12 protein-coding genes are annotated in these 13462 nt (G+C 71.8%); 6 read left to right on the top strand and 6 right to left on the bottom strand.

What is annotated here, in order from left to right; translation table 11 throughout:
* Positions 1 to 158: 158 nt before the first annotated feature.
* Positions 159 to 455: a hypothetical protein gene (locus IE271_RS20170; protein WP_190191760.1), complete on the bottom strand. Its 297-nt coding sequence runs from the start codon at positions 453 to 455 to the stop codon at positions 159 to 161.
* A gap of 20 nt (positions 456 to 475) precedes the next feature.
* Positions 476 to 2155, bottom strand: a complete 1680-nt coding sequence (locus IE271_RS20165; RefSeq protein WP_190191759.1) for a sodium:solute symporter family protein — start codon at positions 2153 to 2155, stop codon at positions 476 to 478.
* A gap of 236 nt (positions 2156 to 2391) precedes the next feature.
* Between IE271_RS20165 and galT the strand changes: the two genes are divergently transcribed.
* The 3 genes from galT to galK all read left to right on the top strand — a co-directional run bounded on the left by galT (position 2392) and on the right by galK (position 5668).
* The gene (gene galT / locus IE271_RS20160) at positions 2392 to 3456 is read left to right on the top strand and encodes a galactose-1-phosphate uridylyltransferase (protein ID WP_190191758.1); all 1065 of its coding nucleotides are present in this window, start codon (positions 2392 to 2394) and stop codon (positions 3454 to 3456) included.
* A complete protein-coding gene (galE, locus tag IE271_RS20155) occupies positions 3453 to 4415 on the top strand; it encodes a UDP-glucose 4-epimerase GalE (RefSeq protein ID WP_190191757.1) in 963 nt (320 codons plus the stop codon). Before galT ends, galE begins: the two co-directional genes overlap by 4 nt.
* An 80-nt stretch (positions 4416 to 4495) precedes the next feature.
* Positions 4496 to 5668 (top strand): galactokinase, encoded by a 1173-nt coding sequence (gene galK, locus IE271_RS20150; RefSeq protein ID WP_190191756.1) that lies wholly within the window; start codon positions 4496 to 4498, stop codon positions 5666 to 5668.
* An 87-nt stretch (positions 5669 to 5755) separates the two neighbouring features.
* On the opposite strand, the gene IE271_RS20145 is transcribed toward galK, so the two are convergent.
* Positions 5756 to 6199: a GNAT family N-acetyltransferase gene (locus tag IE271_RS20145; RefSeq protein WP_190191755.1), complete on the bottom strand. Its 444-nt coding sequence runs from the start codon at positions 6197 to 6199 to the stop codon at positions 5756 to 5758.
* Positions 6200 to 6495: 296 nt separating this feature from the next.
* Here IE271_RS20145 and IE271_RS20140 point away from each other — a divergent pair, with 296 nt between their 5' ends.
* Positions 6496 to 7263, top strand: a complete 768-nt coding sequence (locus IE271_RS20140; protein ID WP_190191754.1) for a LuxR C-terminal-related transcriptional regulator — start codon at positions 6496 to 6498, stop codon at positions 7261 to 7263.
* Here IE271_RS20140 and IE271_RS20135 read toward each other — a convergent pair.
* Complete coding sequence (locus IE271_RS20135; protein WP_190191753.1) at positions 7222 to 7719, bottom strand: MarR family winged helix-turn-helix transcriptional regulator; 498 nt, start codon at positions 7717 to 7719, stop codon at positions 7222 to 7224. The two genes, IE271_RS20140 and IE271_RS20135, sit on opposite strands and share 42 nt — an antisense overlap.
* Before the next feature lie 104 nt (positions 7720 to 7823).
* On the opposite strand from IE271_RS20135, the gene IE271_RS20130 reads away from it, so the two are divergent.
* Entirely contained in the window at positions 7824 to 8639 is an 816-nt protein-coding gene (locus IE271_RS20130; protein ID WP_190191752.1) for a trans-aconitate 2-methyltransferase, read from the top strand.
* A 58-nt stretch (positions 8640 to 8697) separates the two neighbouring features.
* Here IE271_RS20130 and IE271_RS20125 read toward each other — a convergent pair whose 3' ends face one another.
* Together IE271_RS20125 and IE271_RS20120 are read right to left on the bottom strand one after the other, a co-directional pair.
* Positions 8698 to 9372, bottom strand: coding sequence for a TetR/AcrR family transcriptional regulator (locus tag IE271_RS20125; RefSeq protein ID WP_190191751.1), 675 nt, complete (start codon positions 9370 to 9372; stop codon positions 8698 to 8700).
* Positions 9369 to 10382 (bottom strand): acyl-CoA desaturase, encoded by a 1014-nt coding sequence (locus IE271_RS20120; RefSeq protein WP_190191750.1) that lies wholly within the window; start codon positions 10380 to 10382, stop codon positions 9369 to 9371. The genes IE271_RS20125 and IE271_RS20120 overlap by 4 nt, the downstream gene beginning before the upstream one ends.
* Before the next feature lie 275 nt (positions 10383 to 10657).
* Between IE271_RS20120 and ppc the strand changes: the two genes are divergently transcribed.
* Complete coding sequence (gene ppc / locus IE271_RS20115) at positions 10658 to 13390, top strand: phosphoenolpyruvate carboxylase (RefSeq protein ID WP_190191749.1); 2733 nt, start codon at positions 10658 to 10660, stop codon at positions 13388 to 13390.
* Positions 13391 to 13462: the final 72 nt, after the last annotated feature.

Raw genomic sequence — 13462 nt, 5'->3', positions numbered from 1 at the left:
AGAGCCGGGTGCGCCGGCCGTGCGAAGGGGCCGGGGCCCGCCGTGTGACGCGGCGGACCCCGGCCCCTCGGAACGCGTGCCCCTCGGACGGCGGCCTTCGCGTGCCCTTCGGACGCGTGCCCTTCGGGCGGCTGCCGTCCGGACGGACCGCCGTCCGGTTACTCGGCGGCCCTGCCGTCCCCGGTGTGCTCGGGCTCCGGCGCGGCGAGCGGCCGCAGCTTCAGCCAGACGAGGAAGAACAGGCCGAGGACCAGCATGGCCAGCCCCGTCCACAGGTTGATGTTGACGTCCTGGGCCTTCTTCAGGTCCTCGTCGGACGCGAAGAACCCGGCGATCGTGACGATGACGCCGTAGATCACGAACAGGCCGCCGATGATCCGCCGGATGTCGAAGAGACGGGCGGCGGTGGCGGACTTCGTCTCCAGGTCGGAGACCTCACGGTGCAGTTCGGACATGGTCGTTGCCTCCGATCGGGTCAGAAGGAGTAGGGCAGGTAGCAGATCACGGCGAGGACGATGGCGCCCCAGCCCAGCAGGGCCGGCTTGCGGTACCAGGCGTCGTCACCGGTGGCCGGCGGCTCCTCCAGACCCGGGGACCGCGTGCCGTAGACGAGGCCGGCGAGCTCGGCCTCCGGCTTCGGGGCGGTGAACAGGGTGACCGCGACCATGACGACCGCGCCGGCGACGAAGCCGACGATGGCGGAGACGAAGTTGGCGCCCTGGTCGCTGGGGATGTCGATGATGCCCTGCTTGTAGATCCAGAAGTAGTTGACCATCGCGGCCGCGGTGCCCGCGACCAGGCCCCAGACACCGGACTTCATGGAGGCCCGCTTCCAGAACATACCGATGATGAAGACCACGAACATCGGCACGTTGAAGAAGGAGAAGAGCGTCTGGAGGTAGCTCATGATGTTGGAGAAGCTGGACGCGATGAAGGCCGTGCCGATCGAGGCCAGCACACCGATCGCGGTGATGAGGCGGCCGAACTTCACGTAGTAGTCGTCCTCGCGGTCCTTGACCACGTACCGCTGCCAGATGTCGGTGGTGAAGACGGTGTTGAAGGACGAGACGTTGGCGGCCATGCCGGCCATGAACGCGGCGAGCAGACCGGTGACCGCGATGCCGAGCACGCCGTTGGGCAGCAGCTCCTGCATCAGGTAGGGGATCGCGTCGTTGTACTGCAGGTCCGAGCCGGCGGTGCCGATCTTCGGGACGAGGACGGCGGCGACCAGGCCGGGGATCATCACCGCGAAGACGATGAAGATCTTCGGGAAGGCGGCGATCAGCGGGGTGCGCTGGGCGGCGGAGAGGTTCTTGGCGGACAGGGCGCGCTGCACCTCGGCGAAGTTGGTGGTCCAGTAGCCGAAGGAGAGCACGAAGCCGAGGCCGAGGACGATGGTCAGCCAGTTCGCGCCGAGCGGGTTGGGGTCACCGATGCCGGTGCCGCCCCAGGCCGACAGGAAGTTGTCGCCGTGGCTCTCGGTGAGCGAGTCCGTCAGGCCGTCCCAGCCGCCGACCTTCTTCAGGCCGAGGACGGAGATCGGGATGAGGGCGGCGAGGATCACGAAGAACTGCAGCACCTCGTTGTAGATGGCGGAGGACAGACCGCCGACCGTGATGTACGCGAGGACGAAGAAGCCCGCGACCACGATGGCCACCCACTGCGGCCAGCCCAGCAGCGCCTCGACCACGATCGCGAGCGCGTACAGGTTGACACCCGCGATGAGGACGGCGGCGAAGGCGAACAGGATCGAGCTCAGCAGGTGCGCCGACCGGTCGAAGCGCTGGAGCAGGAACTCGGGCACCGAGCGGACCTTGGAGCCGTAGTAGAACGGCATCATCACCAGGCCGAGGAAGACCATGGCCGGGATGGCGCCGATCCAGTACCAGTGGACGACCGCGACGCCGTACTGCGCGCCGGTCGCCGCCATGCCCAGGATCTCGGTCGCGCCCAGGTTGGCCGCCACGAAGGCGAGGCCGGTGACCCAGGCGGGCAGCGAGCGCCCGGAGAGGAAGAAGTCCAGGCTGGTCTTCACCGAGCGCCGGGCGGCGAAGCCGATGCCCAGCACCACGACGAAGTAGATCGCCAGGATGGTGTAGTCGAGCGCATTCGTGGGGAGCCGGAGCCCTTCGGCCAGATATGTGGGGGACTGCATGAGTACTCGCTTCGTCGCGTGAACTGATCCGAGCGGAATGTACGCCTATTGCTTTAAGAAATGAACAGTCCCGCTGATGTTCTTTGTTTGATCGTGATCGAGCGGGAGAGCGCGGACCGTCTGCCCCGCCTCTTTCCTCTCACACCTGGGCGTCACACGCGGGCGTTGACGTGACTGTTGCCTTATGATTTGTTATGTTCGATTGTGTTTGATGAGTGCGGCTGAGGAGTCCGACAGTGAAGAAGACCTCGACCCGGCTCGCCGACGGTCGTGAGCTCATCTACTACGACCTGCGCGACGACACCGTCCGCGACGCGGTGGACCGCAGGCCCCTGGAGCGGACCGTCACGACGTCCGAGATCCGCCGCGACGTGCTGCTCGGCGACTCGGTGGCGATCGCCTCGCACCGCCAGGGCCGCACCTACCACCCGCCGGCCGACCAGTGCCCGCTGTGCCCGACGCGCGGCGAGCGGCTCAGCGAGATCCCCGACTCCTCGTACGACGTCGTGGTCTTCGAGAACCGCTTCCCCTCGCTCGCCGGCGACTCCGGCCGCTGCGAGGTCGTCTGCTTCACCTCCGACCACGACGCGTCCTTCGCCGACCTCACCGAGGAGCAGGCCGCGCTCGTCCTGGAGGCGTGGACCGACCGCACCGCCGAGCTGTCCCAGCTGCCCGCCGTCGAGCAGGTCTTCTGCTTCGAGAACCGCGGCGCCGAGATCGGCGTGACCCTCGGCCACCCGCACGGCCAGATCTACGCCTACCCCTTCACCACCCCCCGCACCGCCCTGATGCTGCGCTCGCTGGCGGCCCACAAGGAGGCCTCCGGCGGGGAGAACCTCTTCGACGAGGTGGTCGCGCGCGAGCTCGCCGAGGGCACCCGGGTCGTGCTGGAGACCGAGCACTGGGCCGCCTTCGTGCCGTACGCCGCGCACTGGCCGTACGAGGTGCACCTCTACCCCAAGCGCCGCGTGCCCGACCTGCTCGCGCTCGACGAGGCCGCGCGCACAGAGTTCCCCCAGGTCTATCTGGAACTGTTGAGGCGCTTCGACCGGATCTTCGGTGAGGGTGAGCCGCCGACGCCGTACATCGCCGCCTGGCACCAGGCGCCGTTCGGCGCGCCGGCGGGGTTCGAGGGCGTCGACCGCGGAGACTTCGCGCTCCACCTCGAGCTTTTCACCATCCGCCGCACCTCCGGCAAGCTGAAGTTCCTCGCGGGTTCCGAGTCCGGCATGAACGTGTTCATCAACGACGTGCCGCCGGAGGCCGCGGCCGAGCGACTGCGAGAGGTAGCGAGTTCATGAGTGGGAAGTACCTGGTCACGGGTGGTGCCGGCTATGTCGGCGGCGTGGTCGCGCAGCACCTGGTCGAGGCGGGCCACGAGGTCGTCGTCCTGGACAACCTCTCGACCGGCTTCCGCGAGGGCGTGCCCGCGGGCGCGGCCTTCATCGAGGGCGACATCCGCGACGCCGCCCAGTGGCTCGACGACTCCTACGACGCCGTCCTGCACTTCGCCGCGTTCTCGCAGGTCGGCGAGTCGGTGGTGAAGCCCGAGAAGTACTGGGACAACAACGTCGGCGGCACCATGGCGCTGCTGGCCGCCATGCGCGGGGCCGGCGTGCGCAAGCTCGTCTTCTCCTCCACCGCCGCCACCTACGGCGAGCCGGTCAGCACCCCCATCACGGAGAGCGACCCGACCGCGCCCACGTCCCCGTACGGCGCCTCCAAGCTCGCCGTCGACCACATGATCACCGGCGAGGCCGCGGCCCACGGACTAGGTGCAGTATCCCTTCGGTACTTCAACGTGGCAGGCGCCTATGGTTCCTGCGGCGAGCGCCACGACCCCGAGTCGCACCTGATCCCCCTGGTCCTCCAGGTCGCCCTCGGCAGGCGCGAGGCGATCTCCGTCTTCGGCGACGACTACCCGACCCCTGACGGCACCTGCGTCCGCGACTACATCCACGTCGCCGACCTCGCCGAGGCCCACCTGCTCGCCCTGGACGCGGCCACGCCCGGCGAGCACCTGATCTGCAACCTCGGCAACGGCAACGGCTTCTCCGTCCGCGAGGTGATCGAGACCGTGCGCAAGGTCACCGGCCACCCGGTCCCGGAGGTCGTGGCCGGGCGCCGGGGCGGCGACCCGGCCGTCCTCGTCGCCTCCGCCGCCACCGCGCGGGAGCGGCTCGGCTGGAACCCGTCCCGCGCGGATCTCGCGGGCATCGTCGCGGACGCGTGGGCGTTCGCACAGCAGCACGCCAAGTAGAGGCCCCCGGCGGCGCGCGCACGCACGGCGCGCGCCGCACCGGGCACGGCACGTCGGTAGGAAAGGTCAGGGATCAGGGGATGAGCGAGGCTCACGCGGCGGCGGTCGCCGAACGGTTCACGGCGTTGTACGGGGCCGGGCCCGAGGGGGTGTGGGCGGCGCCGGGCCGGGTCAATCTGATCGGCGAGCACACCGACTACAACGGCGGCTTCGTCATGCCCTTCGCCCTGCCGCACACCGCGGTCGCCGCCGTCTCGCGGCGCACCGACGGGGTGCTGCGGCTGCACTCCGCCGACATCGACGACGGCGAGGGCGGCGTCGTGGAGATCGCGCCGGACGCGCTCGTCCCCGGCTCCGACAAGAACTGGACGGCGTACCCGGCGGGCGTCGTCTGGGCGCTGCGCGAGGCCGGCCACACCGTGCCGGGCGCCGACGTCCACCTCGCCTCCACCGTCCCCACGGGCGCGGGCCTGTCCTCCTCGGCGGCCCTGGAGGTCGTCGTCGCCCTCGCCCTGAACGACCTGTACGGCCTCGGCATCGAGCGGGGCGCGCTGGCCCGCCTGTGCCAGCGGGCCGAGAACGCGTACGTGGGCGCCCCCACCGGCATCATGGACCAGACGGCCTCGGCCTGCTGCGAGGACGGCCACGCCCTGTTCCTCGACACCCGCGACTTCTCGCAGCGGCAGATCCCCTTCGACCTGGCCGCCGGGGGCATGCGCCTGCTGGTCGTCGACACCCGGGTCAAGCACGCCCACAGCGGCGGCGAGTACGGCAAGCGCCGCGCCGGCTGCGAGCGGGGCGCCGAGCTGCTCGGCGTCACCGCGCTGCGGGACGTCGCCCACGACGCCCTGGACGCGGCCCTCGAGCGGCTCGGCGACGAGGAGGAGGTGCGCCGCCTGGTCCGCCACGTCGTCACCGAGGACCACCGGGTGGAGCGGACGGTCGCGCTCCTGGAGGCGGGCGAGACCCGCGCGATCGGCCCGGTCCTCACCGAGGGCCACGCCTCCCTGCGCGACGACTTCCGCGTCTCCTGCCCGGAGCTGGACCTGGTCGTCGAGTCGGCCCTCGCGGCCGGCGCGCTGGGCGCCCGCATGACGGGCGGCGGCTTCGGCGGCTCGGTCGTCGTGCTCGTGGAGTCGGCGGACGCGGACGAGGTCACGGCGGCGGTCGAGAAGGCCTTCGCGGCGGCGCGGTACACGGCGCCCCGCGTGTTCACGGCGGTGCCGTCGCCGGGGGCGCGGCGGCTGGTCTGACCCGGCCCGCCGGTCCGCCCGCCCGGCCCGGTCCGTCCCGGGGCACGAGCGCCCGGCCCTCCGTACGGGGGCCGGGCACCGCGGTGTTCAGGCCAGTTTTTTCGTCAGCGTGTACTCGGTGATCCCCGGCGGGTAGTCCGGGATCACGCACACCACCTCGTAGCCCCGCCCGCGGTAGAAGTCCGGGGCCTGGAAGTCCCAGGTCTCCAGGCGGACGGCGGTGCAGTCGCGGTCTTCGCGGGCCGTTTGCTCCGCTTGCGCCAGCAGCCGGGTGCCGAGGCCCGCGCCGCGGTGGCGGTCGTCCACCCACAGGTAGGTGACGTGCAGCCAGCGCGCCCAGGTGTGTCCGACCAGGCCGCCGGCGAGGGAGCCGTCCGCGTCCAAAGCCCAGACCTGGAGCGGGACTTGGCTCGCGTGCCCCGTGTCGCGCAGGGAGCTCAGGACGGGTGAGGCCGCCGTGTTCGTCTCCCGCAGTCGCGAACGCAGAGCCATGCTTCGCTCTTTGTCGACTTCTGTCTCAATACGAAACATGTGGCTCACCCTAAACGCGTTGGCAAACCAGTTCTGCAAATCACCTTCCGCTCCTGCCGCCCGGCCTTACCCTGATGAGCAGCACCGGTGGGGGCCGGTGCGGATCAGGGGGCGAGACAGTCGAGTACGACGCCCGGAGCGGGGCAGTGGTTCCGGCACGGCGGCGGCCGTGCGGACGCGGCCCCCGGGCCGGCCCGAGCAGGGCCGGCGGCAGTGCTCCGGGCGCCGTACTCGCGCCGGCCGTTCCCCGCCTTTGGGTCTCCCCTGCTCTTCAGGAGCTTGGGGAAGGGGGTTTCGTGGTTCGCATCCGAGTCCTGGTCGTCGACGACCATCGCATCTTCGCCGAGTCGCTCGCCGCGGCTCTGGCCGCAGAGCCCGACGTCGACGTCTCCGCGGCGGGCAGCGGTCCCGCCGCGCTGCGCAGTCTGGAGCGGGCGGCTGCCGAGGGCCGCAGATTCGACGTGCTGCTGGTCGACGCCGACCTGGGCGGCAGCCTGCCGCCCGCCCGCCCCGCCGTGCCCGTGCAGGAGGCCGGCGAGGACGGCGTCGTCGACGGGATCTCCCTGGTCGCCGGAGTGCGCTCGGGGCACCCCGCCGTCCGCACCGTCGTGCTCGCCGAGAAGGACGACCCGCGCCGCGCGGCCCTGGCCCTGCAGGCCGGCGCCTCCGGCTGGGTCGCCAAGGACTGCTCGCTGTCCCGGCTGCTCACGGTGATCCGCGGGGTGCTGCGCGACGAGACGCACCTGCCGCCCGCCCTGCTCACCGGCGTGCTGCGGGAGCTGACCGCCGCGCGCAAGCACCGCACCGAGAGCGAGCGCCTGGTGGAGTCGCTGACCCCGCGCGAGCGGGAGGTGCTGCGCTGCATGGTGGCCGGGCTCGGCCGCAAGGCGGTCGCCGAGCGCCTCTTCCTCTCCCCGCACACGGTCCGCACCCACATGCAGAACGTGCTCGGGAAGCTCGGGGTGCACTCCACCCTCGCGGCCGTCGCGCTCGCCCGGCGGGCCGGTGTCGGCCCGGTGGACCTAGCCGGGGATGTTGTCGAACGGGGCGGTCAACTGGCGTAGCAGCGCGGCCAGTTCGCCGCGCTGGGCCCGCGACAGCTCGGCCAGCAGCGCTCGCTCCTGCTCCAGCAGGCCGGCGAGCGCCTGGTCGGCGCGGTCGCGGCCGTCGGCGGTCAGGCGCACCAGCACACCGCGCCGGTCGCTGGGGTCGGGCAGCCGCTCGACCAGGCCCTTCTTGGTCAGCCGGTCGATGCGGTTGGTCATGGTCCCGGAGGTCACCAGGGTCTGGGTGAGCAGCTGCCCCGGCGAGAGCTGGTAGGGGTCCCCGGCGCGCCTGAGGGCCGTGAGGACGTCGAACTCCCACGGCTCCAGCCCGTGCTCCGAGAACGCCAGCCGCCGCGCCCGGTCCAGGTGCCGGGCGAGCCTGCTCACGCGGCTGAGCACCTCGAGCGGTTCCACGTCGAGATCGGGGCGCTCCCGGCGCCACGCTGCGACCAGCCGATCGACCTCGTCCTCCATGACGATCAGTGTAGTGGTTGTGTCGACCTCAAGTCTCTTGACGTCAAGATATTGGGGGTGTGAGGCTGGCCCGGACGACACTGCGGCACCCCGAGGAGCAAGCCATGCCCGCCTCCGCGCCCACCTGGGACCCGGCCCAGTACCTGCGCCACTCCGGCCACCGCGAGCGGCCCCTCGCCGAGCTGCTGGACCGCGTGCACCCGCTGCCCGCCGCCCGGCCCCGCATCGCCGACCTGGGCTGCGGCCCCGGCAACAGCACCGTCCTGCTCGCCGGGCGCTGGCCCGCCGCGCACCTCACCGGCTACGACAACTCCGCCGAGATGCTCGCCGGGGCCGCCGCGCACGCGGGCCCCACCCCCGAGGGCGGCCTGGTCGACTTCGCCCACGCCGACCTGCGGCGGTGGGAGCCCGAGCGGACCTACGACCTGATCGCCTCCAACGCGGCCCTGCAGTGGGTCGAGGGCCACCTCGACGCGATCCCCGGCTGGCTCGACGCGCTGGCGCCCGGCGGCACCCTCGCCTTCCAGGTCCCCCACACCATCGACGCGCCCCTGCACGTCCTGATGCGCGCCCTCGCGGACTCGGACCGGTGGCGCGGCCGCCTCGGCGGCGTGCTGCGCACCGCCGACTCGGTGCACGCCCCCGCCGTCTACCTGGACCGCCTCGCCCGCCTCGGCTGCGAGACCGACGTGTGGGAGAGCACCTACCTGCACCTGCTCCAGGGCGAGGACCCGGTGCTCGACTGGGTCAAGGGCACCGGCCTGCGGCCCGTGCTCACGGCGCTCGCCGACGACCCCGAGGCAGCCGACGCCTTCGTGGGGGAGTACCGCGCCCGCCTGCGCGAGGCGTATCCGGCGCAGCCCTACGGCACGGTGCTGCCGTTCCGCCGGCTGTTCGTGGTGGCGCGCAAGCCGCGCTGAGGGCCGGACACGACGCGGGCCCGCCCGGTGCGGGCGGGCCCGGACGGCGGTCGGCCGGTCAGGACTTGCGGTGGCCTATCAGGCGCGGCCTGGCCTCCAGGCCGTCCAGGCCGTGCCAGGCCAGGTTCACCAGGTGGGCGGCCACCTCGGCCTTCTTCGGGCGGCGCACGTCCAGCCACCACTGGCCGGTCAGCGCCACCATCCCGACCAGAGCCTGCGCGTACAGCGGCGCCAGCTTCGGGTCGAAGCCGCGGCTCTTGAACTCGCGGCCCAGGATGTCCTCCACCTGGGTGGCGATGTCGGAGATGAGCGAGGCGAAGGACCCCGTGGACTGCGGGATGGGGGAGTCGCGGACCAGGATGCGGAAGCCGTCCGTGTACTCCTCGATGTAGTCCAGGAGCGCGAACGCCGCCTGCTCGCACAGCTCGCGCGGATGGCCGGCGGTCAGCGAGCTGGTCACCATGTCGAGCAGCCGCCGCATCTCGCGGTCCACCACCACCGCGTACAGGCCCTCCTTGCCGCCGAAGTGCTCGTACACCACCGGCTTGGAGACCCCGGCCTTCGCCGCGATCTCCTCCACCGAGGTGGCCTCGAAGCCCTTCGCGGCGAAGAGGGTGCGACCGATCTCGAGGAGCTGCTGCCTTCGCTCCGCCCCCGTCATCCGGGTGCGGCGCGTGCGCCGCTGCTTGTCGTTGCCGGGGGTGCTGGAGTCGGTCGCCACAGCGCCCATCATGCCGTCTCGGCCTGCTCCGCCCCGCGCCGGGAGGGCGACCCGTCCGGGTTGCGGCGCGAATCGATACGGGAGCGTGACGGCCAGCGCACGTCGTAGGCCCAGCCCAGCCGCTCGAACCAGCGGATCAGTCGGGCCGAGGAGTCCAGCTGGCCGCGCTCCACGCCGTGCCGCGCGGAGGTCGGGTCGGCGTGGTGCAGGTTGTGCCAGGACTCGCCGCAGGACAGGATCGCCAGCCACCACACGTTGCCGGAGCGGTCCCGCGACCTGAACGGGCGCTTGCCGACCGCGTGGCAGATCGAGTTGATCGACCACGTGACGTGGTGCAGCAGTGCCACCCGGACGAGCGAACCCCAGAAGAACGCGGTGAAGGCACCCCACCAGGACATCGTCACCAGACCGCCGACCAGCGCGGGCAGGAGCAGCGACACCGCCGTCCACAGCACGAACTGGCGGGAGACCGCGCGCAGCGCCCCGTCCTTGATCAGGTCCGGCGCGTACTTCTCTTGCGGCGTCTGCTCCTCGTCGAACATCCAGCCGACGTGGGCCCACCACAGGCCCTTCATCAGCGCCGGGACGGTCTCGCCGTAGCGCCACGGCGAGTGCGGGTCGCCCTCCGCGTCGGAGAACCTGTGGTGTTTGCGGTGGTCGGCCACCCAGCGCACCAGCGGCCCCTCCACCGCCATCGAGCCGGCGATCGCCAGCGCGATCTTCAAGGGCCGCTTGGCCTTGAACGAGCCGTGCGTGAAGTGGCGGTGGAAGCCGATCGTGATGCCGTGGCAGCCGAGGAAGTAGAAGGCGACCAGCAGACCGAGGTCCAGCCAGCTCACCCCCCACCCCCAGGCCAGCGGCACCGCCGCGACCAGTGCCAGGAACGGAACGGTGATGAAGAGCAGCAGTGCGAGCTGCTCGACGGACCGCTTCTGCTCCCCGCCCAGCGTGGCGGGGGGAAGCGGGGTCGGGTCGTGGGGCGCCTTCGGGGCGTCGTCGATCACATCGGAGCTCGTGGTCATGGGGACGTCCCCCTGTGGGGTCGAGGGTCGGGGCCGGGGCCGGGTCACTGAGGCTACGGTTCCGTAACCTACGGCAACGTAAGTATGGCAGTGCGTAGCCTCGCGGCAAGAGCCCGTAGCCTGCGCGTCCACATCGACACCTATCCTGGAGGCGGTCGGACAGCGCGGTCCGCTCTGTTTTCCCCCGGACGCACGGTCCGCACGAGGCTCACGCCGCACCGCGGGCCGCCGGGTCCCCTCCCAGACGAGCTTCAACACTGCAAGGAGCCGCACCTGTGAGCAGTGCCGACGACCAGACCACGACGACCAGCAGCGAGCTGCGCGCCGACATCAGGCGACTGGGCGACCTGCTGGGAGAGACCCTCGTCCGGCAGGAGGGACCCGAACTGCTGGAACTGGTCGAGAAGGTCCGCCGCCTGACCCGCGAGGACGGCGAGGCCGCCGCCGAGCTGCTGCGCGGCACCGAACTGGAGACCGCCGCCAAGCTGGTCCGTGCCTTCTCCACCTACTTCCACCTCGCCAACGTCACCGAACAGGTCCACCGCGGCCGCGAACTGCGCGCCCGGCGCGCCGCCGAGGGCAGCCTGCTGGCCCGCACGGCCGACCGCCTCAAGGACGCCGACCCCGAGCACCTGCGCGAGACCGTGCGCAACCTCAACGTCCGCCCGGTCTTCACCGCCCACCCCACCGAGGCCGCCCGCCGCTCCGTCCTCAACAAGCTGCGCCGGATCGCCACCCTCCTGGAGACCCCGGTCATCGAGGCCGACCGGCGCCGCCACGACACCCGCCTCGCCGAGAACATCGACCTCGTCTGGCAGACCGACGAACTGCGCGTGGTGCGCCCCGAGCCCGCCGACGAGGCCCGCAACGCCATCTACTACCTCGACGAGCTGCACGCCGGCGCCGTCGGCGACGTCCTGGAGGACCTCACCGCCGAACTGGAGCGCGTCGGCGTCGAGCTGCCCGACGCCACCCGCCCGCTGACCTTCGGCACCTGGATCGGCGGCGACCGCGACGGCAACCCCAACGTCACCCCCCAGGTCACCTGGGACGTCCTGATCCTCCAGCACGAGCACGGCATCAACGACGCGCTGGAGATGATCGACGAGCTGCGCGGCTTCCTGTCCAACTCCATCCGCTACACGGGCGCGACGCAGGAGCTGCTCGACTCCCTGGCGGCCGACCTCGAGCGCCTGCCCGAGATCAGCCCCCGCTACAAGCGCCTCAACGCCGAGGAGCCCTACCGCCTCAAGGCCACCGCCATCCGGCAGAAGCTGGAGAACACCAAGGAACGCCTGGCCAAGGGCACCCCGCACCAGGAGGGGCGCGACTACCTCGGCACCGGCGAGCTCCTGGCCGACCTCACGCTCATCCAGACCTCGCTGCGCGAGCACCGCGGCGGCCTGTTCGCCGAGGGCCGGATGAACCGCACCATCCGCACCCTGGCCGCCTTCGGCCTCCAGCTCGCCACCATGGACGTCCGCGAGCACGCCGACGCCCACCACCACGCCCTCGGCCAGATGTTCGACCGGCTCGGCGAGGAGTCCTGGCGCTACGAGGACATGCCGCGCGAGTACCGTCACAAGCTCCTCGCCAAGGAGCTGCGCTCGCGCCGCCCCCTCGCGCCCACCCCGCCGCCGCTGGACGCCGCCGGCGAGAAGACCCTCGGCGTCTTCGGCACCGTCAAGCGCGCCCTGGAAGTCTTCGGCCCCGAGGTCATCGAGTCGTACATCATCTCGATGTGCCAGGGCGCCGACGACGTCTTCGCCGCCACCGTCCTCGCCCGCGAGGCCGGCCTGCTCGACCTGCACGCAGGCTGGGCCAAGATCGGCATCGTGCCGCTCCTGGAGACCACCGACGAGCTGCGCGCCGCCGACGTCATCCTCGACGACATGCTCGCCGACCCCTCCTACCGGCGCCTGGTCGCCCTGCGCGGCGACGTCCAGGAGGTCATGCTCGGCTACTCCGACTCCTCCAAGTTCGGCGGCATCACCACCTCCCAGTGGGAGATCCACCGCGCCCAGCGCCGGCTGCGCGACGTCGCCCACCGCTACGGCGTGCGGCTGCGCCTCTTCCACGGCCGCGGGGGAACCGTCGGACGCGGCGGCGGCCCCTCGCACGACGCGATCCTCGCCCAGCCCTGGGGCACCCTGGAGGGCGAGATCAAGGTCACCGAGCAGGGCGAGGTCATCTCCGACAAGTACCTCGTGCCGTCGCTGGCCCGGGAGAACCTGGAGCTGACCGTCGCGGCCACCCTGCAGGCCTCCGCCCTGCACACCGCGCCCCGCCAGTCCGTCGAGGCCCTCGCCCGCTGGGACGCGGCCATGGACGTCGTCTCCGACGCCGCCCACGCCGCCTACCGCCGCCTGGTCGAGGACCCCGACCTGCCGACGTACTTCCTCGCGTCGACGCCCGTGGACCAGCTCGCCGACCTGCACCTGGGCTCGCGGCCCTCCCGCCGGCCCGGCTCGGGCGTCTCGCTCGACGGCCTGCGCGCCATTCCGTGGGTGTTCGGCTGGACCCAGTCCCGGCAGATCGTCCCCGGCTGGTTCGGCGTCGGATCCGGCCTCAAGGCGCTGCGCGAGGCCGGCCTCGACGGCGTCCTGGACGAGATGCACGAGCAGTGGCACTTCTTCCGCAACTTCATCTCCAACGTCGAGATGACGCTCGCCAAGACCGACCTCAGGATCGCCCGCCACTACGTCGAGACCCTCGTCCCCGAGGAGCTCCGGCACGTCTTCGCCACCATCGAGGCCGAGCACGAGCTGACCGTGCGCGAGGTGCTGCGCGTCACCGGCGAGCGGGAACTGCTGGACGCCCAGCCCGTGCTGAAGCAGACCTTCGCCATCCGCGACGCCTACCTGGACCCGATCTCCTACCTCCAGGTAGCGCTCCTCAAGCGCCAGCGCGACGCCGCCGCGGCCGGCTCCGAGCCCGACCCGCTGCTGGCCCGCGCGCTGCTGCTGACGGTCAACGGCGTGGCGGCCGGCCTGCGCAACACCGGCTGACCGGCCGCACCGCGTCCGCAAGCGGAGACGGCGGTGCCCCCGCTCCCGTGTGCCGCACGGGGCGGGGGCACC

It is taken from the genome of Streptomyces minutiscleroticus, assembly GCF_014650875.1.
Lineage (GTDB): Bacteria > Actinomycetota > Actinomycetes > Streptomycetales > Streptomycetaceae > Streptomyces > Streptomyces minutiscleroticus.
The sequence above is the reverse complement of the archived record's forward strand: the minus strand, read 5'-3'. Positions and strand labels throughout refer to the sequence as shown.